Raw genomic sequence first — 24,902 nt, forward strand, 5'->3', positions numbered from 1 at the left:
TTTCTCTTCATAATCTAAGGAAATGATTATTTGCGCGATAGATGATTATTGCTCAAAATGTATGCGTTTACTAAAATAAAGCTAATGCTCGCTCATTACTAGACAAGGTGTTGATAGCTGTGCGATCTTTAACCTTTTTAAGCAAGATGACGATCTTCGGCTTTCTGCTCAGCACGCTTCCCGTCATTTTTATCGGCGCATTCTCTTACGCGACCTCTTCCAGTGAAATTCAGAAAAATGTAAACCGCGGGAAAATGCAGCTTATCATGCAAATCAACTCCAATGTAGAGCAGAAATTGACGACTGTCAACCACACGCTGAATCAGGTTATTAACTCGACCGTGCTCAAAAAAGCGATGAATCAGCCGCTAACCGTCAACGATTTTGTGATGTATGATGACCTGCGGAACGAGATCCGCCATATGCAGTCCTTTGACACCAAGCTTGAGGATGTCATCCTGATCAATGAGCGCCATAACTGGATGATCAAAAATTCCGGACTATATTCGTTTGAACAATATGCTTATTTCGATGAACTGTCCAGCCTTATGCAAATGCCTGAAGGAACCTCATGGGTGCTTAACCCATCCAGCTGGTTTTATAGTGAGGAAGCCGCGGAAAGCGCTGCTTGCAGCTACAGCATCAGCCTCGTGAAGAAGCTGCCGACGAATGGGCTTGAAAAATACGGCTTGGCGCTTGCCAACATTCCGACCTGCAGCTTGCAGGAGCTGCTTAAGAGCGATGAGGATCCTTATTCGACGATTATGATTTTGGATGATCAATACCGCATTCTACTCCATCCTGACCAAGCATTGATCGGCAAGCCTGTGCTCGAGAGCGGACTGCATATGGGACAGCTCACTGAGCCCTCTGGGCAGTTTACAGAATCGATTGAACAGAAGGATTATTCCGTCACCTATTACCGTTCCGATCTAAACGGCTGGACCTATCTCTCAGCCACGTCCATTGCCGGCATGACGAAGGAATCAAATAAAATTGGCACGTATACACTTTATGTATGTCTATTTATGCTCACGCTATCCATGCTGCTCGCTTGGATCGGCTCACGGCATATGTATTCGCCAATTCAATTGCTGCTGAATCAAATCGGCGAGCGACTGACCGACATTCAGAAGCGGAAAACAAATGAATTTCAAGCGATTGGCGAACGCGTCACCCATTTATTCCAGTCCAAAACTGAGCTTGAAAAAGAGGTTAGACAGCATATTCATCAAGTGCGCACCTTCTTCTTCATGAAAGCCTTCCAAGGCAACATCAAGTCAAGTGAAATTCCGGAGAAGCTGGCTCAATTCGGCTACGACTCTCAGCTAAAAGAGTGGAAAATGATGGCCGCGATTACGCTGCAAATTGATTTTCCTGATAACAGCCGTTACTCCAAAAGTGATTTGGAGCTGCTCCTATTCGCTGTCCATAACATCATCGAGGAGCTTATTCCCTTTGAGCAGCGACTCGCTCCGATCATTATGGATCAAACGATTGTGACGATTATCGGCAGCGCAGAAGTGGGCAAGGACGCTTTCCACAATGCAAAATACGCGTTAACGGAGCATCTGCAGCAGCAGATCGCAAGCTACTTAAACGTGCAGGTCAGCATTGGCATGAGCTTGCCGTTCGACTCCTTCTCATCGCTGGCGACAGCGTATAGAGAAGGCCTTGAGGCACTGAAGCAGCGCATGAAATTAGGCGAAGGCATCATTATTCAGTATGAGAATGTAAATGCCGGCAAACATTATTTGAATCTCAACTACCCAGGGCATATCGAGAATGAGCTTATCGATGCGATTAAGCTGGCCGAGAAGGATAAATCGAAGGAGCTGCTGCGAGCATTTTTGCAGGCAGTATTTGTCGTGGAGCTATCGCCGCAGGAATATCAAATTCCGCTTGCCCGGCTGCTCAATAATCTGTTGATTGTTATGCAGGAATCAGGCGTAAGCTTAAATCAAATCCATCCATTAAAGGGATCGCTGCTTGAGGAGCTGCTTGAGCTGCATACCTCTGCCGAGATCGATGATTGGTTCTGGACTAGCGTTGTTTATCCGATGATCAACATATTCAAGGATCGTCAGGAGGCGCAGTACCATAACATTTCCGAGAAGATCATCGACCTCGTGCAGCATCTGTACGACACCGACCTTACGCTAGAAGAATGTGCATCGCGGCTCCACTATAATGCCAATTATTTAAGCAGCGTTTTCCGTAAGGAGACGAATTATTCGTTTAGCGAGTATTTATCGATGTACCGTTTCAAAATGGCAAAACAATGGCTCGCCGATAGCGAGCTGCCAATTAAAGACATCGCGGCAAAGCTGTGTTACAATAATCCGCAAAACTTCATCCGTTCCTTCCGCAAACAAGAGGGAATTACTCCAGGGCAATACCGCTATAAAAAACGCAGCGGATAGCCGATAAAAATAATGAAAGCTTTTGGAAAATAAATGCTCTTCAATATGAATGGGAGGCTTTACGCATGACACAACGACCGTCACGGGATGAATACTTTGATTATTATGAACAGTATATCGGCCTAGTAGGCGAAGGATCTGTTACGGAATGGCTTACAAAACAGCTCGCAAGCACAACTGAATTGCTTTCCGATATTCCCGAGGAGCAGGCTAATTACCGCTATGCGGAAGGAAAATGGACGCTTAAGGAAGTCATCGGTCACATCTCGGATAATGAGCGCGTCATGAGCTACCGTTTGCTTCGAATCGCACGGGGTGACAAAACACCTCTTGCTGGCTATGATCAGGACGAATTTATGAACGGCTCCACCTTTCAAGAATGGTCTTTATCACAAATAATCGAGGATTACATCTCGGTTCGCCGGGCTACTCTCGCTTTGTTGCGCGGCTTGTCGGATGAAGCATGGCTTCGCATAGGTGTAGCAAATGGCGGCAATATCTCCGCTAGAGCTCTCGCTTACATTATTGCTGGACATGAGATTCATCATTTGAACATCGTTCAGGATAAGTATTTAGGAAAATAAATCGTATTCGCTAATTCGCTCGTTAACCAAATGAGAAGCTAGATAAAATCCTATATGTAAACCTTTTATTATGATAAAATGGTTAACATATAGGATTTTTTGCATGAGGAGCGGTACTTCTATGACGATTCGATTACGAGGACACCATCTGCTATGTTTACTAGGCTACCGAGGTATGGGTTATTCGGATGATTTCTGCGTCAATATGACTGCTATTTACGAATTGCTGCTCGCAAAGCCTGAAACTGAAATTGAAATTATTTTAGGCCCAGACGATGTTTGCAAAGCGTATCCGCCGGACAAAGCCTATCATTGCGAGGGAACCGTCTACAGCTTGGATGCAGCGATACTCGCAAAGCTTGGGCTTGAAGTATCTGAGCGAGGAAGCTGGCAGTCCATATGTGACCGCGTAGCTGAAACGATGGTGCCTGAGGACATCAGTCATCTATGCACGACCTGCCCTTGGGAGAAATATGGCGTCTGTGCTGAGGGAGTTGGATTGCTTGTTGAGGGCAAGCCGCTGCCTAAATTAGGTGCGTAACAAATAATGAGGCAAGGAGCTGCTATCTTAGCGCTCCTTGCCTTATTTTTCAATGACAATCAAACCTTTACTGTTAATCTCGCTGAACAGTTTTTGCAATTAAGTGCTTAAGATCACGAATCCGAGTAGGGGAATCAACGCTTGAATGACTCAGCATGTCGCAAAGGGCAACAAGGTCCTCAAGCCTAGAGAGAAGCCTCCAGTTACCATTAAGAACTCCTCCGTTCTCCTGATAGGCTCGAATAAAATGTTGTTCAAATACAGAGCCGTCCTCCTCGTACCGCAGCATATTGGCAATATCAACATGCCTTCTCCACGAGAAGGCGAACTCCCAGTCGAGGACAGCCGATACAGAATAGCCATCCCTTTCATTTCGCATCAATATATTTAGACCATTGAAATCTGAATGTACAAGCACCGGTGTATCCATGCTTTCAAGCAATATGGAGCGATGTGTTTGGCAGAATGACCATACCTGCTCGGTAAGTTCGTCTCCCAGCCATTTACCGCAGGGACTGTGAAAGAGACATTTTTCAATGAAGGAAATAAACGGACCATCGTCCATTGCGAGAGGATGAACAATGGATAAATCTTTTTCCAGAAATCCGGATTCCGTAAACGTGAAGCTATGAATACGTGCCAGCACGCTGCCGACAGAAGATGCAGCAGCTGTCGCATCCTCAATCGATCCCGTTATCAACACATCACGTAGAAGAAAACCTTCTTTCCACTCCAGCACTGCCCAAGCTTTATCGAATGTGCAGCAGCTTGTATCAAGGTAGATATAGTCAGCTACAGGGACGGTTTCTCGTACAAGCTTAGCAATGGCAGCTTCTTTTTGTGCAATCTCTCCGCCTCCACGGAACAAACGAACCACATAGGGAGTCTCGCTGCCCTCCAAAAATATTTTGTAATTCGAATTGCTGTAGCCGGTACTCAATCTTTCCGCAGCAATAACCCTTTTTCCTGAAAGTACAGGTTTAATTAACTCATTTAATTGCTTGAAATCTAGAGAAATATGCTGTTCCGCTCGTTCCCAGCCTTCTTTCATCTATTCGGCTCCTTGCTCGATCTGCCAATTACCCGCATGACAGAATATTTTATTGGTTAACTCCAGTTGTCAGTCGCTGCATGCCGTTCATATAAGGCTGAAGCGCGGCTGGGATACGAATCGAGCCGTCTTCCTCCTGATGATTCTCGATGAGTGGAATGAGGATACGCGGGCTAGCCACTGCTGTGTTGTTGAGCGTATGGCAAAATTTTAACGAGCCATCCTCGGCACGGTACCGTATATTCGAGCGGCGTGCTTGAAAATCATGTAGATTCGACGACGAATGCGTCTCACCGTAAGCCTGCCTGCTCGGCATCCATGTCTCAATATCGTATTGCTTATACGTTTTTTGCGACATATCGCCAGTACATACTGCCATGACTCTGTAGGGCAGCTCAAGGCATTGAAGCAGTTCCTCGGCATTAGCCGTTATTTCCTGCAGTAGCGACTCCGACAACGCCGGATCAGCCTCGCACAAAATAACCTGCTCGACCTTGGCAAACTGATGTACACGGTATAGACCATGAACATCTCTGCCCGCCGAGCCGACCTCGCTGCGGAAGCATACCGATGCAGCAGCCAGCTTGATTGGCTCTCCTACCTCTATAATTTCGTCCGCGTAATAGGTAACCATAGGCACCTCCGAGGTGCCTACCAGCCATTTATCCTCGCCTGCAATCCGGTAGGTCTGATCCTCGCCAAGCGGGAAAAAGCCAGTATGCCTCATCGCTTCGGTGCGGACCATTAATGGTACTTCCAGCAGTGTGAAGCCTTTTCTCAACAGCAAATCGACAGCCAGCTGCTGCACGGCGCGATGGAGCAAAACGCCTGCCCCCTTCAAGTAATAATTGCGGCTGCCTGCTGCCTTCACGCCTCGCTGCACATCAATTATATGATGCAGATCACCCAGCGCCATATGATCCTTTGGTTCAAAAGGAAAACTCGGGGCTTCGCCAACACGCTTTTGCTCTATATTGTCCGCGTCCGATCGTCCATCTGGCGTGTCTGGCGATACGATATTAGGTACCAACGCCATGAGCTCAGCTGCATGCTGCTCTACTATCGCAAGCTCTGCTTCCACTGTGCCCAGCTTCTCATTCGTTTCCTTGACCTTATGCTTCGTTTCTTCCACTTCAGCTTGAGCATTCTGCCTCACAAGCGTGCCGATAAGATTCGAGAGCTTGTTGCGAATTTCCCGTAAAGCTTCCGATTCCTGCATTAGCTGACGTTTCTTCTCGTCCCAGAGCATCAGCTCTGCAATAGAAATCTGAATTCCCTTCTGATTCGCAACCGTCTGTACCTGCTCTTGATTTTGCCTAACCCATTTCATGTCCAACATGCTAACCGCGCTCCTTTTCATTTGAAAAACACAAAAAACGCCCTTCGTCCCAATGGGACGAGGAGCGTTTTTTACTCGCGGTGCCACCCAAATTGATTAAACAGACGCACTGTCTAATCCTCTTTGTTCCGCGATAACGGGCGGGCCCGGTAAACTTAGGGGGAAGGTGCTTCCCTCCCCTTGACGAGAACGCCTCCGAGTTGGATTCTCTTCACTGGCGTGATCCGATAATTAATTTTGTAGTAATATAACACATTATATAAGGCCAACACAAGTGTCATTGTGGAAATAAAATTCCAAATTGTCTTTTTAGTGTTCCTCATATGCAACTTTATCCACTTATTAACAGTCAGTAGGTTATATGAAGGAGAGGTGCATCTGTTGAGATATGGTCTTCTACTAACATTCGTACTCATCATGTTTGGGCTGGCAAGCTGTGAAAGCTCTGGAGCGAACAACGGCTTAACCACTCATACAGAGCAGGTGAACAAAGATCACCTGACGGAATCGTTGTCCAAATCTAACGATAAATTAATCATTGCCAAAAGAGTTGGCATGGAAAACCATTACGAAGATCATAAGGAAATAAACGAAAAGGAGTCCGTTTCTACAGTGAGGAATATTTTAAACAAAGGCGAATGGGAAGAAGTTAAATTCCTAATGACAAGACCAGCCGATTATAAAGTTCATTTCCAACCTACCGATGGGTCAGAAGCAAAAGCGGTATTATATGAGGTTTGGTTTACGAACGACATCGCTGAAATTTATATAAGCGGCATTCATTCTTATAAAAAAACGTCGCATGAGGATGCAGAAACGCTGGGTACTATTTTAAAATAACGGATGGATTAGAAAGAAATGAGGCATAGCGTAATGAAAATAATCCGTTCTCTTCTCCTTATAATCGTATTCATATCCCTATCTCTAACGATAGCACCTTCCAAAAGCTTCGCATGGTCATGTGCCGAGAGCGATGCACCCAAGCAATTGTTTAAAAAACATGATTTTGTATATATCGCTAAAGCTATGGAAACCTCCTATGAGGAATCAGCCGGTATGAATCCCAAAAGCAGAACAACCTTTGAGGTGAAATCAACATTAAAAGGCACCTCCAGCGATAAAGTAACCATTGTCACGACGGCTGGCAGCGAATTTACTGAAGGCACAGACTATCTTGTCTATGCTTATCAAACAACAAAGAAAAATTACTTATACAAGTATGAAGCAGGCGAAATAGCGACTGATACTTGGTGCGGCGGAACAAAACCATTGTCACTTGCAAGTTACGATCTTGAAGCGATAGATGAATATAAAAAGATGACTAACATGGTTTATTTTATTATTATTCCCATCGTTGCTGCCGCTGTTATCGTCACCGTATTCCTTCTATTGAAACGTAAAGGGAAACTAGGACGACGCTGATGCATTATTTTGGGGATTTATGATTGAGATTAGGACAACTCGTTTAAAATAACATGGAGACATAACTGATGGGCCGGATTAGACAAGCCCTTCATGAAGGAGGCTTCTCATGCTGAATGAGATAACAACAATACCGCACACGAATAGAAAGCGGAAAGGTTTTGCGGCTTTCGCCGCTTTTGGCATAACGATGACTTTATTAGCTGGCTGCAGTCAAACAGGAACGAGTGAAATGGGTGCTCAGCCTAATCCAGATTCCGCTGCAATCGCTCCCGCTAATCAAACCGAAGAAACTAATGCTGCATCAGAGAAGGATAACCCCTTCGCCGCCGCTGGCATTACGGATCCTAAAGCTTTTATCAAAATGTTTGAAGCGGTTAAGACAGCTGTTGCCGCGGGTGATAAAGAGGCCGTTGCAGACCTAGTGCTGCTGCCGCTTCGAGTAAACGGAAAAACATCAATGGAGATTACATCCAAAGCAGAGTTTATAGAGAAATATGATGCCATTATGACCAAACCCGTGAAGGATGCGCTAGCTGCTCAGAAGGTGGAGGATTTGTTCGTACGCGATCTAGGCGTAATGGTCGGAGACGGTGAGCTTTGGTTTGGCGCATCGGCCGAGGAGCCTCAAGCATACGGCATTATTGCCGTTAATCTAGAGGTTGATAGTGCGACAAAATAGATGAGAATGAACGGAATGCACAAAAAAACAGTCCACCTTCTTAACCGATGATGGGCTGTTTTACATGCATTCTAACCTATTTCTTCGTCAGAGCTTTTAACTCCTCGATCGCCATCGTGACAAGTTCCTCTCCCAATGTCGTTTCCGCTCCGTAAAAAAACAATACATTGGCTACATGGTGGGAACGATAAGGCGCCAAATCCGCCGCTGCCCAGCTATTAGCAAAATCCTCTAAGCCTTTTTTAGCCTCTTTGCTTGATGAATAAATATAAATACTAATACTTTGACTCGTATTATAGTTGAATTGCTCCGGATTAATATCGTTATAGGCTCTAGAAAATACAGCACCCGGGTTTATATCGGTTTTTGCGGTTAACGGAATGCCATGGCTTTCAAATACACTCTTTATTTGATCCAATGTTATCGTTTCTTCGTTTCTTTCGTTCGAACCGCCGCCATAAGCACAGCCTGTAACGGCTAAACAAATCATACAAACGATCATAATCATTTTCCTCATAACATCGCCCCTTTGACTGCTATGACGTGTAAATAAGGAAAAAAGTTACAATAGCTCATCCCAGCCCAGCCCTAATTCGGTAACGGTATCATGGCCTATTTGGATATCTTTTTTCGTAAAAGCCTTCGCTCCTAATCGATAGTAAAAGTTGATTGCACTATTTTTTTCCAGCACCCATACCATTAAGGTTTGATAATGATGTATTCTCAAATGATCGACCACAGCGGAAAATAGTGCTTTTCCGAACCCGAGCCCCTGGTACTCCTCCAGTAAGTATATGGAGTAAAGCTCTGCGTCGTAGTCGTATTGCTCACTTCTGCACTTCCCACCGTTTGCGAATCCTACTATCGTACCTTCATCATTTTCAACAACGTAAATCACTTCATCAGGGTTCGAGCGACTAAATACCCATAACCAATTTTTAATACGACTTTCGATGCTAAGCTTGGACAAATAATCATCCGAGATTATCCCTTTGTAGGTGGATTTCCAGCTCTCTACGTGAACATGAGCGATTTCAGGTACATCGTCAATCGTTGCCAGTCGAATCCGCATATGATCCTCTTTTCTAATCGCGCAAATGGAATGAATACACTTTATAAATCGGTTTGCCCATGTCTAACAACATAAATCATAGTACTAGCCTCATCATTTTATATATATATTTCCATTGGATATTTTTGGAATGAGTGATACTATGATTTTAGTTGATATGACTTCTATATCGCAAGATGGATGCAATATTGATTATGTTGAAATAAGCATATTATGTTCAGTACATAATTAGAATGGGAGGAACCAAAATGTTAGTTGTCACTACAGAAAATATTTCTGGCTATCATATTGATAAAGTATTAGGCCACACGTTTGGTGTTGTAGTAAGAAGCCGCGGCCTTGGAGGAAATATTACAGCCTCTGTGCGAAGTATATTCGGTGGAGAAATAAAAGAATATACAGAAATGATTGAAGATGCCCGTAAGGTCGCTATAGACCGTATGATTCAAAATGCACATGCCATGGGAGCAAATGCAATCGTGATGATGCGATTTGACTCTGGTGAAATCGGACAAACGATGTCTGAAATCGTCGCTTATGGTACTGCAGTTGTAGCTGAGAAAAATTAGCGATGCCCTATTTCATGAGCATTTACTTCGCCCTTCAATTGTTGGTAATTATTATCGCTATTATTAGCACGTTTATATATCGCCGTAGACGGCTAAAGCAACGCACGCTTCAGCCTCCAGCTGGTTTCCAGAAAACGAATGAAATATTTATTGATCCCACAACGGGCGTTCAGCAGCAAGTATGGTTTAACCCTAGTACTGGAGAAAGATTTTATGAAAGAACGGATAAGAATAAAAAATAAGCTAATTCACGGTGATTAAAGCTGCCTTGAATTAGCTTATTTTTTGTACATGTATTTAGAGTCCTGCTAAGCGCACTATAGCTTAACTACTCATAAGCCCGTATTTCAACAACTTCTGCATAAGGGCATCCATTTGTAGCTTCAATTACAACGCGGATCTTATTGGTACGGATAGGCTCCAGCTGATGCGTCCGTTTACGTTTTCTATTATCCGTCTCACGCAGCAGTACCTTCCACTGCTCATCGACAAAAGCCTCAATTCGATAATCCTTCACCAGTTCAGGAATAACTTCGAATGGCGTTCTATGATGATGCAGGTTGATTAAATCCTCATTCACATCATCATTGAAGGTAATATGAATATTGGATATGGAAACAGAGGAATCCCACTCAAGAGAAAGCCACTCCGGCTTATTGCTATCCATTCGATTAGACACCCATGTATGAGGACCGCCAAAAGGTCTTGTGTAGCCATCAATAGCAGATACCGCTTCGTATGCTGTAGTCTCAGGGAATGCCTTGAAGCAGAAAGGTGTTCTGTGCAGCCCTTTCATTTGCCAAGCCATGGTCTGCTGCGTATCCAAGAAACTGGAGAAATCAGCGGATGAATCGATCTTATTCTCGAAGCACAACACACCGTAAAGCGGCGTTTCAGACGTATACATTTGCAGCTCGGGGTTCGACTGAATGACAACGAATAAATTGATCGCTTCTTCCGCCTTATAATCAAGCGCAAAATCAACCCACTGCTTCGTTCCCTGCGTTACTTTCACGGTATGCTTGGATATAAGTCCCATTGGAATATAGTTTTCTTTTTTTCCGGTAGAATGAATTTCAATCGTCATTTCTGTATTCGCCAAAGCATCAACAAGCAAAGAAAGCTTATTTAGCTCCGAAGTGACCGGGAACGTTATTCCGACCGGATTCAGTAAAGAATAAACCTTAGACGCATCATCTATATGCACGTCTCTCATCGTACTCGAAGCAGCTGCTTGGGCGCTTCTCCCTAAATCGCCAGCATCCTCATTGCGAATACCAATAATGGAAGCATCTTGTCTAAGGAGTGTTTGCTGCAGCTCTGCAAGATGAGACTGACTTAGCTCTCTGGGCGTTATTCCCTTCATAGCAGAGAGGGCAGCTCCCGTCCCAGCCGCTTCACCCATTACCGCACAAGTAGCCATCACTCTAGTTGTGCCAAAAGCAACATGTGTCGCACTAACATTTCTGCCAGCGAACAATAAATTATTAACATTGCTGGAATACAGCGAACGGAACGGAATATGGTACGTACCATCAGCATGGAAGTGTTTGGAGCCGCTCTCTTCCGCATACATTCCCTTTGGTGGATGCAAATCGATGGACCAGCCGCCGAACGCTACTCGATCCTCAAATTGCTCCTGCGCCACGATATCATTCTGATTGAGGATATAATCACCAACAAATCTCCTGTATTCCCGCTTGCCTGGAAGAGATCCTACCCATTCCAGTGTCATATTATCCGCTTCAAACTTTCCTGAGTTTTTAATATAATCCCAGATTCCATAAATAACGGACCACAGCTCATCCCGTATTCTCTCGTTCTCATGAACGGTATCGAGCTCCCCGCCCCATTCAATCCACCAGTAGTGGCAGCCCGAATCTCCGCTTCGCATTACCCGGCGTACCGGTATGGAGGTTTGGGAAATATCCTTGGCAAAGCTTGGCGGGATATATTTGACTGGTTGGCCTGCATCCTTTGTATAAAATAAAATCGTGCTTCCGAGCGTGATGTCATCCGCAGCTTCAGGAGCCCAATCCTCCTTAAATTCATGATGCGCTTCCCGTCCAATTCGAAATTTTGCTCCTGCTAGAAAACCGACCAGACCGTCTCCGGTACAATCTAAAAACATTTTGCTCTCGAAGCGAATTTTGCGTTCAGACCCCATCATCCAGCCTGTCACGGAATGAATCTGACGATCCACCTCTGAGCCTGTTGCCTCAACCTCATGTACATCCGTGTTGAGGAACAGCTCAATGTTTTTCTCCGCTTTAACGGCCTCTAATACGATCAGATCCCAAAGATAAGGATTGCCATCAGGATTGCGATACTGATTTTCTACAAACAATTCACCCATAATACCCGTTTCTCTGGCATAACGATTCACGCCATGCCCTGTAGCGCCGCATACCCAAACGCGCACCTCGCTGCTGGAGTTGCCGCCCAAGACAGGCCGGTTCTGTACCAAGGATACTCTCTGTCCCAGTCTTGCCGCTGCAATGGCAGCGCAAACGCCGGCGAGCCCGCCGCCAATGACGGTTACTTCTGTCTTTATGATTTCAGATCTCATATCATAACGCTCCTTTTCTTTGTGAGTGATCAGCCCTTAACGGCAGAGCCGGATATGCCCTGAATAATATACTTTTGACCGATGATAAAAATTAGGATCATAGGGACAATCGCAGCGGTTGCCGCAGCCATCATGCCGTTGTAATCGACGTTATTTTCCAAAATAAAATTTTGCAATCCGAGCGGGATCGTATATAAATTGGGGCTGGATAAAAATACGAGCGCGTTCTCAAAGTCATTCCAGTGCCACGAGAAGTCGATAATCGTAAAGGTAGCTAGTGCCGGCTTCGCTAAAGGAAGAACAAGCTTAAAGAAAATGCGAAAATGGCCGGCACCGTCTATAAAAGCAGATTCCGTAATTTCCTTCGGAATGCTCATAAAAAATTGCCTTAGCATAAACACGCCAAAAATCGAGAACAAGCCCGGCAATATAAGCGCCCAATGCGTATTGTATATATGCATCCAGTTGAACATGATGAACTTCGGAACAAAAATAACCTGTGGCGGTATCATCATCATGGACAAGTAGACGAGAAACATGGCATTCCTGCCTCTAAACTCGATTCTCGCAAAACCGTAAGCAGCGAAAGCGGATAGAAACACTGCGCCAACTGTGCTAATAATGGAGATTTTAAGTGAATTCAAATAATAGGTGATGAAGTTATAGTCACCTGTCCAAATTCGTTCATGGCTTCTCCAATCAAGCTTAGAGGGCAGCCATCTTGTAAATACTTCGCTTGGACTCTGCAGGGACGTGCTGACCATCCATAGAAACGGAAGTATCATGAACACGCCGCAAATGAGCATGAGTACAGTTAACGGCATCTTGGTTTTGACAGAGCTGACTAGATTGTTCATTGAAAACTCCCCTTTCTAATAGTGGACCCAGCGCTTCTGGCTAATCCATTGAATAACGGTTATCCCCATAATAATAGCGAATAAGAACCATGATATCGCTGAAGCATAACCCATTTCATAATAGCTGAAGGCTGTTTTGTAAATGTATAGCGACAAGATCGTCGTGCTTCCGCTCGGACCGCCTTGTGTAATCGCTTGAATGATGGAGAAGGATTTCATCGTCATGATTAAGCCCGTAATGAGCAGCATAAAGGTAGTCGGACTAACAAGCGGCCATACAATTCGCCATGTGACCGTCCGGCTCTTCGCGCCGTCTATCTTCGCTGCTTCCAGCAGCTCAGGCGATACTTCTTGAAGCGCAGCAAGATAAATAATCATGTTGTAGCCTAACAAGAACCAGATCTGTATGATGTCAATCGCATACATCGCAGTCTCGGTATCAGCGAACCAGCCTGGCGGCGATACAATGCCAATCCAGCGAAGTATTTCATTGATGGGCCCTTGAGAGGGCTGAAACAAGAGCATCCAAACGAATGCAACAGCTACCCCGCTAGAAATATAGGGAAGAAAAAACATCCCCCGCAGCAGCCCTTTCATATATACATTCTTATTCAGAACGAGAGCGACGATAAAGGATAGTCCAAGCGATACTGGAACAGAAAGAAGGAATATCGCCGTATTCTTAATCGCATTATAAAACTGATCATCCTGGAACATTCGCTTTATATTGTCCATGCCCGTAAACGAGACATTTGGATTCGAAAATTGATAATCGGTAAAAATCAGTCCAAAGGAAAATAATGCAGGTACGACAAAAAACAATAATACGCCCAACATATTCGGAAGAATAAACACATAACCCAACCAGCTTTGCTTGCGCATCCAGCTCGTTTTACTCATAACAACCCGCCTTTCTTCGTTCACCCGTAAAAAAAAGTAAGAAGGACAAGGCTGCTCCTTCTTACTTTCTTTACGCAGCTTATTTCTTGATGAATTCGTTGTGCCGCTCTGCCATATTTTTCAACGTCGTGTCGATATCTTGCTTATTGAGGAAATACTTCTCATATTCTTCTTTGCGCGCATCGATCACTTGCTGAGGCACGTTAAGCTGGAATGATTCGAATTTGCCGAATACCACTTTGTTTAGAGAATCCCGATCATAATTTTCTTCATACCCTTTTAGGAGCAAATCGATCGCTTCCGTGCTGTCTACACTTTTGGATGACGGAATGCGTCCGCCCGGAGCCATTGGCAGCATTCCGCCATCAGCGTACCATTTCACAAATTCCCAAGCCGCTTCTTGATTTTTGGATTTCGCGTTAACCGAAATCACGTCGCCCAATCCGCCTGGATATTTGAAGTTGGTTTGATCCTTGGAGATACGCGGAATTGGTGCAAAAGCAATTTTGAAATCATGCGGGAAATCGACTAGATTGTTCGCATTACGGAAAATAAATTCACCCGCTGTCAGCATCGCTGTCTCGCCTTTTAGGAACATCGTATCCACCGGCATCTTGCTGGTCAGCTGCTCGCCATATTCCGGAGTTGATTTATCCTTGAACATCATGTTGTGCAAAATTTCAAACCCTTGTTTCCAATAAGCATTGTCGAAGTTCGATGTGCCGTCTGCTTTCACATAACCGTCTCCACCAATCGTACCGTCGAATTGCGTAGTGAATGCAGCATCATGCTGGAGCAAGCCCCATACATTAGGTTGTTTCAATTTCAGTGCATAATCCTGTAAATCGGACCACGTCCAATCTAGCGGAGGAATAGGCAAACCTGCCGCATCAAGCATATCTTTGTTCAACCAAATGAACGCCATGTTTTTCTTTGTAGGCATGCCGTAATACTTGTCGTTAATCATCCATTGCTTTGCTTCAGGACCCATTTGCTCGTCAATGTTGTAGTCTGTCTTTGCGCTCATATCTACGGCTACGCCAGCATCTATTCTCTTTTGAAGACGAGAGAGGGTGTAGTTCATATAAATATCTGCATCTTGCCCAGCAAGCAAAGCGGTATCCAGCTTTAAGTTGCCGGCATCATCATTAACGAACCGAACATATTCCACTTGTACATTGGGATTCTCGGCATTCCATGCGTCAACAACCGCTTGAGGTCCCGCTTCAGGAGGCACGCCGCCCCATAGCGTAAGCTTAATCTTTTTGGTTGTTGTGTCGCCGCTGTTTGTTGGTGTCCCCGAAACATTATTTTTGTTGTTCCCACCGCATCCAGCGATCAGAACCATGACAAGAATAAGAGAAAGAGCACTGATCAACATTCTGTTTTTTTTCATTTCTTTGCCCCCTACAAACTTGTTTAATTGCTTAGTTAAATCTTATCACCGGGCATTTCACGGGGTAAGGAACGATATTTGGCGATTCATGATACATTCTTTGGATCATTTATTTTGCTCTTTGCGATATTCACTTGGCGTCATGCCGCACCATCGCTTAAATATTTTAATAAAATAGTTGTCATTCTCGAATCCTACTTGCCTTGCAATCTCACCTATCGATTGGCTTGTTTCCTCAAGCAGCATCTTTGCTGCCTCGATTCGGCGGTTCTGTACATAGTGAATAAAGGTTTGGCTCGTTTTTTTCTTAAACAAATCACTCACATAGCTTGCATCCATAGAGATGAGCTCAGCTGCACGTTTTAATGTGATTTCCTCAGCGTAATGCTCCTCAATATGGCGAATAATTTTATTCATCTCTGGATGATCCGTAGGTTCAGACGTATTCTTCTTCGGAAACCACTTGGCTGCTTTTCTTAATTGCTCTCGCTGCTCTAGTTCAAGGGTTACCTTCTCTAGCGCCTGCTTCAACCCGCTCACATCCATTGAAAGCTTAAGTAAATAGCTGGACGCCCCGAACTCCAGCGACTGCCTTGCATACTCGAACTCATTCATACAGGTAAGCATAACGAATCGGCAATCAAGCCCTTCTTTCCTGACAGATTTCAGCAGCTCTACTCCATCCATCATGGGCATATCGATATCGGAAATAACCACGTCCGGCTGCAATTCTCGAATCGCCTGCAACGCTTCCTCGCCGTCATTAGCAGTGGCTATAATTTCAAAAGGAAGATTAGCTTTGCTCATCAGCTTGCTGAGACTCGCTCTTGCATGCTGTTCATCATCAACGATCAATACGGTCCACATCGCTGTCAGCCTCCTTCAAATAGGGTTTCGATAATAATAGGGGGAGATGCATCATAACCTTTGTTCCCCCTTCTGATGAGGCAAGGGTCAAGCCCGTACTCTGATTTTTGAAAAGAAGCTCCAAGCTTTCTCGAATATTTTGAATACCGATGCTCTTCCGCTTACGAAACACCTTCTTCTCTTTGGCACGTTCTACCCCTACTCCATTGTCCGCCACTTCAAGATACAAAAGATCATGTCTCGCCTCTGCTTTGATTTCAATTCGGCCGTCACTCCGTCTCCCTCCAAACCCATGTATAATGGCGTTTTCTACCAAAGGCTGAAGACAGAATTTCGGAACCAGTGCAAAGTTTAGCTCGTCACTTAGCTCATAGCTGACTGTAATATGCCCACCGAAGCGCGCGCTTTGTATGCGCATATAGGAATCAATAAGCGCAATCTCATCTTTCAGCAGGATAAGATCAACCTCTACATTCAATGTTGTCTCTAATATTTTTCCGAGCGAAACACAAATTTCATAAATGTCATCCTCATCCTTCTCAAGCGCTATGCTTTTAATAACATTAAGCGTATTCAAGAGAAAATGCGGGTTCATTTGAGATAAGAGAACCTGAAAGCGGACGACTTGCCTCTGACGTTCCTCTAATTGAAGCCGTTCCATTAAGCCATTTATATCGTCAATCATAGTATTGAAGCTTCGCGTGAGTGCAAGAATTTCACCTCGCCCTTGTTCTGGCAGCTTTACTTTGAGGTTGGTCTTGACCGATATCTCCATCTTTCGCTGCAGCGTTTTTAGAGGAACGGTAATCGTTGAAGAAATAAAATAGGTCATCATGACAAACACAAGCGTAATCAAACCGAAGATAGCGAAAAAGCGTTTTTTCAACGTTTCCACTTCTTCAAACAGCAAGGACAAGGGTACTTTTTTCACAATAAACCCATTTAACTGAGCAATACGGCTGAACGTATACAATACCTTCTCATCTTGGCTAACAATGGAGGCGGATGCAGAGGGCTCTTTTACTTCGAGCATCGCTGATAAAATGGCAGGATCAATCGCTTCATCGGCATCAGACTGCACCATTGATTTTCCTGTATGATCCAATAAATAATAAATGCCTTCGCGCTGCCTATCTCTCATCACCTTGTTGAACCATTGCTCATAATCGATGCTGATACGGGCATAGGCGTACTCTTTGAGATTCTCATCGCGGAGCATCTGATAGAGACTAAGCATATTTTGATTGGGTTTAATAACCGAACTCACATAATTGGTATCGCTTGCATTCCAAATGGAGCTTTCCCCTTCATTGGAGGAAAGCATCTTTACCCATGCTTCATTCGTAATTGAGGAGTAATTCAGTGGCTCACGAGGAGCAAAGGAGGTATAGGCATAACCTTGTTTATCTACCAGCGTATAATACACCGTTGCACCAGTCAGGAAGAAGCTGTTCTCAATGCTTGCGAACTTATTCTCCACCAGTTCCTTCCGAGTTAGCGGATCTTTCTGCTCCGGATTTTTCATAACCGAGCGGATAGTATCATCCTGTTCTAATAGCAGACCTGTCTTCATAACAAGCCCGAGCACATCTAGGAAAGACTTCTCGATATCGAGAAGCTGATCCTCGTTTTTGGCGGAGGCTTCCTCCTGTAGAACTCTTTCCGTTTCACTGAAATTATAAATAACTAATAAAACGAATGGAGCTAGCACTAACAGCAAAAAAGCCATCAATATTCTGTTTTTGAACGTTTCTGGAGTTAAGCCTCTAATCCATTTGTTCACGCGATATGCCCCCCAAGTGCTCTCATCTGTTTAAAAATTGATTCGACATACCTCTCAAGATAACGCGAATAGTCCGTAGGAGCAAGCTTGAAAATAAAGCTGATAACTCTCCTTCATCATGACATAAGCGAATGGATTGACCTAACTTGCGGTGTTTGCGCCCAGTGAAAAAAAAGGAGCCCCTATGGGCTCCTTCAAATGGCGTGTTGTCGCATACCGTAAATAATCGTCATGAAAGCACCTTCGTGCTCCGCTTAATTCTGCGTTTATAGAAAATCCATGAAATGAATAGCGATTCCTCTGCTTTATGGGTTGCAACCTTTTCTATGAAGTAAAAATCTTGGGGATCTACCTCTATTTTTGTAATGAGCAACACCGGGGATTCACTAATCCACTCGTCAAAAGACACGACAGAATGACTAACCATTTTGAACGTATCCTTTGGCAAAATGTACACCATTCCGCTCGTCCAAGGTGCTTTATTCTTAGTCTCGCTAGTGATAGAGAAGAAATAATAGCTCTGAGATGCCTTTACTTTTAAACAAGCATTTCGAAAGTTGCCTACCACCTTACTCCGATCAAAAACTGCATAAAACAATGGCCAAATGCCATCTTTTGTGCCAAATATGGCTTCTACATATTTACCGTTAAAAAGCGTCTGCTTTCTTAACTCGAATTGTTCAATATTTTTATGATTTGACCCGTGCATTATGACTGGTTTCGTCATTGCAATATACTGAATAAAACGGAATTTTGGAAATGTGCTGGCGTACATTATTTCAGATTTATTGCGGACAGCATCGGAATACAATCTTTCATATTCATTAACCTCGTCCTCTGTGAAATTAAATACAGGGGAGCGATAAAATAAAAGTCCCAGCAGCACTGATACTACCTTGGTTATCATACAATTCCCTCTATTCGGACAGAGCCATTATTTTTTCACGCTTCTTATGAAGGTATTGCCCACAACAAGCGTAACGGCGATAACAACAATAATAACTAGAGTATCCTCTGTATCGTGAACACGATGGGTTAAATCGAACAGATACCCTAATTCGAAAAACAGGATAACTAACCATATAGCAAAATAGTGTTTTGTGCTCATCGTATCAGCCTCTTTTTCGCTTCCAATTATTTTTCACAAGCATAAAAACGATAATCAACAAAAATAGGTCGCCTATATAAAACAGCACTGTATTTAAATTAATTGCTTTTCCTTCATATTCGCTCCCATACGCTGCCTTAATGAAAGAACCATCGTCCTGCTTTATCGCAATGGCCTCATTTATCGATATTTCCTTGATTGCGTAGTATTCCGTTCCTTTCGGATAAATGTTTGAGAAATTGCCAGAGTACGTTCCTTCTTCGTCTGAATAGGAAGTAACCTTACCGATTTTAGCGCCTATCTGTGTGGATTCCACTTGAGTATCTGAAACTATGTAAGACTTGCCGTCGTTCACAACGAAACGATGCGCCCAATCCGCATGAGCAGTCCCTAACGTAATAAATGAACTTACCGCGAAAAAAATGCTCATTAAAAACATAAACTTCCTCATTTGGCTCCACCTTCCTATATTGTATCTTATTATGACGAAAAGATAGAGACAGAGTTGCATGAGAATCATAATAAACAAATAAAGGGCTGTCTCAGAAGTAGGATTACCTACGCTTGAAACAGACCCTGCTTTGTTTTTTTGAAGGAGCTTGAAGGGGCTCAAGCATAACGATGCCCTTCTCCTATCATTCCTATAGCTTACGAACCTAATCACTCTTATTTAAACCATTCGTAAGGAATTAAAATTGTAACGAACTCCAGAATCGTTATTTTGAGAAAAATAGCTCGTAACACCATACATGGCATGCTATAGCGTCAATTAGGTTCGTTAAAATAAAACAAACGTAGTTTTTTGCATAATAAGCATAGTACAGTTCGTTAGAGTAAAGATCATGGGTTTTGGGTTGTGAACATCTGAGAGGCAGCTTCTTCCGCATAATTTAATATAAGTATACGTTGACCATGCCCCTCTATTCGATTCACAACTTGTTTAGCCGTCTCGAAATTAAAGGTGACGCGCCCAGTGGTCTCGAAACCTTCCGGCATCGGAACGAAGCTATGTACCTTCGCAACAACAAATACGGTATACGTATCTGTTTCCGTCCAATACCAGCAGGCAACAGGTATTCTCTCCGGCATCAGCAGCAGTCCGGCTTCCTCCACCGTCTCCCGATCTAGCGCCTCGTCAATGCTCTCGCCCGGTTCAATTCTTCCGCCAACCGTCGTCAGCGCCTGCTCATTGCGATCCCACACCATCACGATAGAGCCATCCTCGAGCAAAGGAATACTATGTATGCCAGCGATTCTTTTATCCGTCGGAAGCTCATTCACTCTCTTCAACATAAAACCCTCTCCTTCTACTTCTTGCGGCTATAAGCTGGAAAGCGCATTTCGAACAGCTAATATATATTTTGACTGATCCAGCGGATTGACGCCTCGCCTTACCCGTTCCGCCTTTACATCAGGCGGACATTCGCGGTATCCTGCGAAGAAGGTTGCAAGCGCACCTCTGCCCTTGGTTAGTGATCCAAATCTCGCAGGAAACTCGAGCGACGTAGCAACAGGAATGATCCCTTCAATTTCCATTCTCTCCTGCCTGACAACTGGCGTATCAAACTCACCTCGCATTAGAATGAGCTCGTTCATCAGCTTGCCGCCCGTCTCTTCTGGGGCAGAGAGGCGGAAGGACAGCATTGGCTCCAGCAGCTTTACTCCAATACGCGACAAGCCATCCATAATGCCCATCGGTGTTGCGACTGCAAAATCTAGCGGATGCGTATGCCATACATGATGTTCACCCTCAACGAGAGTAACCTTTATATCCGTTACCTCCCAGCCAAAGAGCCCCTGCTGAAGCGCTTCGGGCACGCTTCTTGCCACCTCGTTCTGATAGCGGTCAAGCAGCCGCTCTGATCGGACAACGGAGCTGAACGTTATCCCGCTCCCGCGCTCACCAGGCTCAATATGAAACCGCAGAATTGCCCAGCATGGCTTCGGCATCGTATAGGCAATGAAACCCTCGCCTGATTGAGCAGGCGTCTCTTTATAGATAACCGATGGCTGATCGAATTCAGCCTTTAAGCCGTACCGATTGTTCAGCACATGCGTGAGCACCTCAATCTGAATCGGCCCCATGACTTTCAGGTGCAGCTCGCGCTGCTCCTGCAGCCATTGCAAATCGAGCAGCGGATCTTCATCCGCCAGCTCATGCAGCGCTGCAACGACAGCCGGATATTCGGCTTCGTTGCTCCAGCGCACCTGTACCGTCAGCAGCGGAACAGCCATCCGCGTCTCACCGGGAACAAACTCATCGCTGCCTATAATGTCGCCAATGCGCGCCTGAGTCCAGCCGCAGACTGCTGCAATATCGCCTGCCGCGAGCAGCCCTACATCCTCGGCCTTTTGCCCATCGATTTTGCGTATCTGCGTAATTTTCTCTTCGATCTGCTGCGTCTCGTTGCGGACGGAATCACGATTGCGAATCACCCCGCTGTACAGGCGGACATAGGCGATTCTGCCCATCGCTGCATCGCGCTCAATACGGAAGACGACGCCCGACACCGGACCGTCTGAGACGATTTGGGGCGGCGGCAGCAGCGTAATCATCGCTTGCATGAGAGGCTCGATGCCTATCCCACGATTCGATGCGCCAAAAAGAATTGGAAATAATTCACCGCGCTGCGTGAGCTCAGGCAGCAGTTGATTCAGTTCTGCTTTGGGCAGTGTGCCGCTGTCCAAATATTGAACAAGCAGCGATTCATCTTGCTCTGCTACGGTCTCCTCCAGCTGCTGCAAATAAAGCTGCGCTTCCTCCGTCTCACTCCCCGATATTCCCGAAACGAGCAGGCTAACCGCACCGCTGAAACGATCCTCGATACCAAGCGGAGCCTGAACTGGCGCTGCTTGATTGGATAACAAACGCTTAATTTGCTGGATCGTTCCTATTGGATCTGCACCGATTCGGTCCAGCTTGTTCACGTAAATAAGAGTTGGAATGTTTCGTTCGCGCAGCGCATGCCATATGACTTCTGTCTGTGCCTGCACACCCTCGACTGCCGACAGAATAAGCACCGCTCCATCCATGACGCGCAGTGAACGTTCGACCTCAGATAGGAAATCGACGTGCCCCGGTGTATCGACCAGATTAATCGTTACTCCTTGCCAAGTAAAACGAGTTGCTGCTGCACGTACCGATATGCCTCTTGAGCGTTCCACTTCTAGAAAATCCGTCTGTGACGTGCCTGCATCCACGCTGCCAAGCGAACGAATGCGACCGCTATGGAATAAAATCTGCTCTGTTGTAGTCGTCTTCCCCGCATCAACGTGAGCAAATATTCCGATGTTCCTTATATATGTTGATGCATTTGGCTCCATATTGCATATCCCCTTACTCTCACTAGCTGTTCCTTTACTTATCCTACCGCTGAAAGCGTTTTACAGCAACAAAAAACGACCCGCCGGGCAAATGCCCGATGAGCCGTTAATAAATATGCTTCTTAATCCATTAGCCTTGATGAATCGCTTCAATATCGATTGAAATCTTCACTTCGTCGCCAATGAGCACGCCGCCCGTTTCAAGAGCAGCATTATACGTTAAGCCGTAGTCGCTGCGTTTCAGGCTGCCCGTCGCGCTAAAGCCTACTTTATCGTTGCCCCAAGGGTCTTTGCCTGCGCCTTCGAAGCTGACTGCAAATTTCTCGGAACGTGTCACGCCATGAAGGCTCACATCGCCAACAACGGAATATTCGCCGTCGTCTGTTTTTGTGATTGCCGTTGCAGTAAATACAAGCTTCGGAAACTGCTCGATATCAAAAAAATCATTGTTGCGCAAATGTGCGTCACGATCCTTGTTTCGTGTGTCCACGCTATCAAGATCAATCGTAAGCTGGATATCAGCTGAAGTCAGGTCATGCGCATCAGCGGAAATATTGGCTTCAAACGCATGAAAAGTACCTTTTACTTTTGCGATCATCATATGCTTTACCGAGAAATCGATGCTGCTGTGCGTGGAATCAACCGTCCATTGTGATTTTGCCATTTTAAAATTCCTCCAATAAAAATTATTAACTTACTTTTTAAAACTTACTAACTTATATTATGTATATTTATATATTATTGCGTAATCCTATTTATGTCAATTGCATTTACAAAAAAAAGACACCAGTGAAGTGGTTAAACTTCTCTGATGTCCATTATTCATTATGATTTGAGCAAGCAGCATTGCCTTAGCTCATCTTAACCCTCCAAAACTGCGGATTTCTCCTTATTATCACGCTTAACAAGCCCATATTTCTCCCATTTTCTACTCTTCCATCGGAAGAACATAATAACGGCTCGCAGCCATTCATCTGCTGCAATCGCCAGCCAAATACCAGCGAGGCCCAGATCAAGCTCGAATACGAAGAAGTAGCCAAGCGGCAAGCTCATTGCGACCATAGAACCCATTCCGATATACAGAGGGTACTTTGCATCGCCTGATGCACGCAGTGAGTTGATAAGCACGATATTAATCGTACGGCCAGTCTCCAGCACGATGCTCAGCAGGAGCACATTTATGCCTAGCCGAACAATTTCCTCATCGTCCGTAAACATTCGCATGAGCGGCTCGCGGAACAAAATAACGAGCAACACGGCAAGCAAGGTTACCGCACTTGCCCAGCGCACGCTTTTCCATACTTGACGGTAGGCAATCGTTTGCTCGCCTGCACCAACCATCCTGCCTACGATAATCGCAGTACCCATGCCAATTGCGAAAGCAAACAGATACGTAAACATCGAAATGTTATTCGCATAGTTTTTCGCCGCCAAGGAGGCCGCGCCAAGATACGTAGCATAATACAAAAATACGATTTGGCATGCCTGATACATCACCTGCTCCAGTGCAGACGGTATGCCGATTCTCAGTATTTTGAGGATATACTCCTTGGACAATGCAATATAATACTTGATTTCAATCCGTACTGACATAATCCGGTACAGCATCCAGAAGAAGACGATGAGCGCTAAACCACGACTAATGACCGATGACAGCGCCGCACCTTGAACTCCCATCTCCGGAAATCCGAATTTCCCGAAAATAAGCAAATAGTTTCCGATAATATGAACGATATTCATGCCAAGCGATACGAACATCGCTTCCTTTGTAAAACCATGTACACGAATAATGGCCGATATCGAGTTGATGATAGCTTGAAGGAAAATCATGCCGCCTACAATGGCTAGATAGCTTTTTGCATGTTCAAGTATTTCACCTTGCAAATTTAACGTTTGCAGCAAATGTCCGCCGAACAACACGAACATAAGGCTTATAAATATCCCGACTACTAGATTGAGCGAGATTGCGAGCGCTGATATTTTGGCAGCTTCTACATACTTGCGAGAACCGATATATTGCGCAACTACTATGGATGCCCCGTTGCCGATTACCTCTAATAGTAAGATTGCTATATGCAAATATTGATTTGATGCACCAACGCCGGATACAGCATTATCCGAAATTGCACTCAGCATCAGCGTATCTGCAATACCCATCAGCATAAACAAAAAGATTTCTAAAAATATGGGCCATGTCAGAAAAAATAAGCTTAAGCCCTTCTGATCCTTTTGCCCTGTTCCATTACCAGCCTCTGCTGTTGTCATGCTGTCACCTTCTTCTAATATAAAAAGTAAAACACAAGGTATCGTAGCATATAAAATAGCTTATTGCACGTTAGAATCGTACCTTTACATAAATAATTTTTTTGTATTTCTTCTACTAAAACAACCTTCCTATGATGCCGAGTCGTTACC

Annotated in this window: 24 protein-coding genes; 7 read left to right on the plus strand and 17 right to left on the minus strand. The window is 44.7% G+C overall.

Annotated features, from left to right (window positions below):
- The first annotated feature begins 119 nt into the window (after positions 1 to 119).
- The 3 genes from AC0VYE_RS32790 to AC0VYE_RS32800 all read left to right on the plus strand — a co-directional run bounded on the left by AC0VYE_RS32790 (position 120) and on the right by AC0VYE_RS32800 (position 3,548).
- Positions 120 to 2,423 carry an AraC family transcriptional regulator gene (locus AC0VYE_RS32790; RefSeq protein ID WP_475444983.1) on the plus strand — a complete coding sequence of 768 codons (2,304 nt, stop codon included), beginning with the start codon at positions 120 to 122 and terminating at the stop codon, positions 2,421 to 2,423.
- Positions 2,424 to 2,488: 65 nt separating this feature from the next.
- Positions 2,489 to 3,007 (plus strand): DinB family protein, encoded by a 519-nt coding sequence (locus tag AC0VYE_RS32795; protein ID WP_475444985.1) that lies wholly within the window; start codon positions 2,489 to 2,491, stop codon positions 3,005 to 3,007.
- A gap of 121 nt (positions 3,008 to 3,128) precedes the next feature.
- Positions 3,129 to 3,548: a DUF1284 domain-containing protein gene (locus AC0VYE_RS32800; protein WP_076266355.1), complete on the plus strand. Its 420-nt coding sequence runs from the start codon at positions 3,129 to 3,131 to the stop codon at positions 3,546 to 3,548.
- Between the two features lie 73 nt (positions 3,549 to 3,621).
- On the opposite strand, the gene AC0VYE_RS32805 is transcribed toward AC0VYE_RS32800, so the two are convergent.
- Together AC0VYE_RS32805 and serS are read right to left on the minus strand one after the other, a co-directional pair.
- Complete coding sequence (locus AC0VYE_RS32805) at positions 3,622 to 4,599, minus strand: phosphotransferase family protein (protein ID WP_475444987.1); 978 nt, start codon at positions 4,597 to 4,599, stop codon at positions 3,622 to 3,624.
- Positions 4,600 to 4,648: 49 nt separating this feature from the next.
- A complete protein-coding gene (serS, locus tag AC0VYE_RS32810; RefSeq protein WP_475444989.1) occupies positions 4,649 to 5,938 on the minus strand; it encodes a serine--tRNA ligase in 1,290 nt (429 codons plus the stop codon).
- A 381-nt stretch (positions 5,939 to 6,319) separates the two neighbouring features.
- On the opposite strand from serS, the gene AC0VYE_RS32815 reads away from it, so the two are divergent.
- From AC0VYE_RS32815 to AC0VYE_RS32825, 3 genes are all read left to right on the plus strand, one after another.
- Positions 6,320 to 6,778, plus strand: coding sequence for a hypothetical protein (locus tag AC0VYE_RS32815; RefSeq protein ID WP_475444991.1), 459 nt, complete (start codon positions 6,320 to 6,322; stop codon positions 6,776 to 6,778).
- A 33-nt stretch (positions 6,779 to 6,811) separates the two neighbouring features.
- A complete protein-coding gene (locus AC0VYE_RS32820; protein ID WP_076266359.1) occupies positions 6,812 to 7,360 on the plus strand; it encodes a hypothetical protein in 549 nt (182 codons plus the stop codon).
- A 109-nt stretch (positions 7,361 to 7,469) separates the two neighbouring features.
- The gene (locus AC0VYE_RS32825) at positions 7,470 to 8,042 is read left to right on the plus strand and encodes a hypothetical protein (protein ID WP_475444993.1); all 573 of its coding nucleotides are present in this window, start codon (positions 7,470 to 7,472) and stop codon (positions 8,040 to 8,042) included.
- Positions 8,043 to 8,118: 76 nt separating this feature from the next.
- Here the strand turns inward: AC0VYE_RS32825 and AC0VYE_RS32830 are convergent, their stop codons facing one another.
- Positions 8,119 to 8,559, minus strand: coding sequence for a hypothetical protein (locus tag AC0VYE_RS32830; protein WP_475444995.1), 441 nt, complete (start codon positions 8,557 to 8,559; stop codon positions 8,119 to 8,121).
- A gap of 45 nt (positions 8,560 to 8,604) precedes the next feature.
- Positions 8,605 to 9,114 carry an N-acetyltransferase family protein gene (locus AC0VYE_RS32835; protein ID WP_475444997.1) on the minus strand — a complete coding sequence of 170 codons (510 nt, stop codon included), beginning with the start codon at positions 9,112 to 9,114 and terminating at the stop codon, positions 8,605 to 8,607.
- 248 nt (positions 9,115 to 9,362) lie between these two features.
- On the opposite strand from AC0VYE_RS32835, the gene AC0VYE_RS32840 reads away from it, so the two are divergent.
- Positions 9,363 to 9,683, plus strand: a complete 321-nt coding sequence (locus AC0VYE_RS32840; RefSeq protein ID WP_475444999.1) for a heavy metal-binding domain-containing protein — start codon at positions 9,363 to 9,365, stop codon at positions 9,681 to 9,683.
- Positions 9,684 to 10,011: 328 nt separating this feature from the next.
- Here the strand turns inward: AC0VYE_RS32840 and AC0VYE_RS32845 are convergent, their stop codons facing one another.
- The 13 genes from AC0VYE_RS32845 to AC0VYE_RS32905 form a co-directional block, all read right to left on the minus strand.
- Positions 10,012 to 12,252, minus strand: a complete 2,241-nt coding sequence (locus AC0VYE_RS32845; RefSeq protein WP_475445000.1) for an FAD-dependent oxidoreductase — start codon at positions 12,250 to 12,252, stop codon at positions 10,012 to 10,014.
- 29 nt (positions 12,253 to 12,281) lie between these two features.
- A complete protein-coding gene (locus AC0VYE_RS32850; protein ID WP_076266365.1) occupies positions 12,282 to 13,109 on the minus strand; it encodes a carbohydrate ABC transporter permease in 828 nt (275 codons plus the stop codon).
- A gap of 15 nt (positions 13,110 to 13,124) precedes the next feature.
- Complete coding sequence (locus AC0VYE_RS32855; protein ID WP_441910038.1) at positions 13,125 to 14,009, minus strand: carbohydrate ABC transporter permease; 885 nt, start codon at positions 14,007 to 14,009, stop codon at positions 13,125 to 13,127.
- Positions 14,010 to 14,088: 79 nt separating this feature from the next.
- Complete coding sequence (locus tag AC0VYE_RS32860; RefSeq protein ID WP_475445003.1) at positions 14,089 to 15,405, minus strand: ABC transporter substrate-binding protein; 1,317 nt, start codon at positions 15,403 to 15,405, stop codon at positions 14,089 to 14,091.
- 105 nt (positions 15,406 to 15,510) lie between these two features.
- Positions 15,511 to 16,272, minus strand: a complete 762-nt coding sequence (locus tag AC0VYE_RS32865; protein ID WP_076266368.1) for a response regulator transcription factor — start codon at positions 16,270 to 16,272, stop codon at positions 15,511 to 15,513.
- Positions 16,250 to 18,055, minus strand: coding sequence for a sensor histidine kinase (locus AC0VYE_RS32870; protein WP_475445005.1), 1,806 nt, complete (start codon positions 18,053 to 18,055; stop codon positions 16,250 to 16,252). The genes AC0VYE_RS32865 and AC0VYE_RS32870 overlap by 23 nt, the downstream gene beginning before the upstream one ends.
- A gap of 229 nt (positions 18,056 to 18,284) precedes the next feature.
- On the minus strand, positions 18,285 to 18,962 hold the full coding sequence (locus AC0VYE_RS32875; RefSeq protein WP_475445007.1) for a hypothetical protein: 678 nt from the start codon (positions 18,960 to 18,962) through the stop codon (positions 18,285 to 18,287).
- A gap of 27 nt (positions 18,963 to 18,989) precedes the next feature.
- Entirely contained in the window at positions 18,990 to 19,163 is a 174-nt protein-coding gene (locus tag AC0VYE_RS32880; protein WP_179089745.1) for a hypothetical protein, read from the minus strand.
- Between the two features lie 4 nt (positions 19,164 to 19,167).
- Positions 19,168 to 19,614 (minus strand): hypothetical protein, encoded by a 447-nt coding sequence (locus AC0VYE_RS32885; RefSeq protein WP_475445008.1) that lies wholly within the window; start codon positions 19,612 to 19,614, stop codon positions 19,168 to 19,170.
- 389 nt (positions 19,615 to 20,003) lie between these two features.
- Positions 20,004 to 20,456 carry an NUDIX domain-containing protein gene (locus AC0VYE_RS32890; protein WP_475445010.1) on the minus strand — a complete coding sequence of 151 codons (453 nt, stop codon included), beginning with the start codon at positions 20,454 to 20,456 and terminating at the stop codon, positions 20,004 to 20,006.
- Positions 20,457 to 20,483: 27 nt separating this feature from the next.
- Complete coding sequence (locus AC0VYE_RS32895; protein ID WP_475445012.1) at positions 20,484 to 22,487, minus strand: GTP-binding protein; 2,004 nt, start codon at positions 22,485 to 22,487, stop codon at positions 20,484 to 20,486.
- Positions 22,488 to 22,617: 130 nt separating this feature from the next.
- A complete protein-coding gene (locus AC0VYE_RS32900; protein ID WP_076266374.1) occupies positions 22,618 to 23,151 on the minus strand; it encodes a YceI family protein in 534 nt (177 codons plus the stop codon).
- A 197-nt stretch (positions 23,152 to 23,348) separates the two neighbouring features.
- Positions 23,349 to 24,752, minus strand: coding sequence for an MATE family efflux transporter (locus tag AC0VYE_RS32905; protein ID WP_475445013.1), 1,404 nt, complete (start codon positions 24,750 to 24,752; stop codon positions 23,349 to 23,351).
- Positions 24,753 to 24,902 lie beyond the last annotated feature (150 nt).

It is taken from the genome of Pristimantibacillus sp. Z349TD_6 (assembly GCF_056173205.1).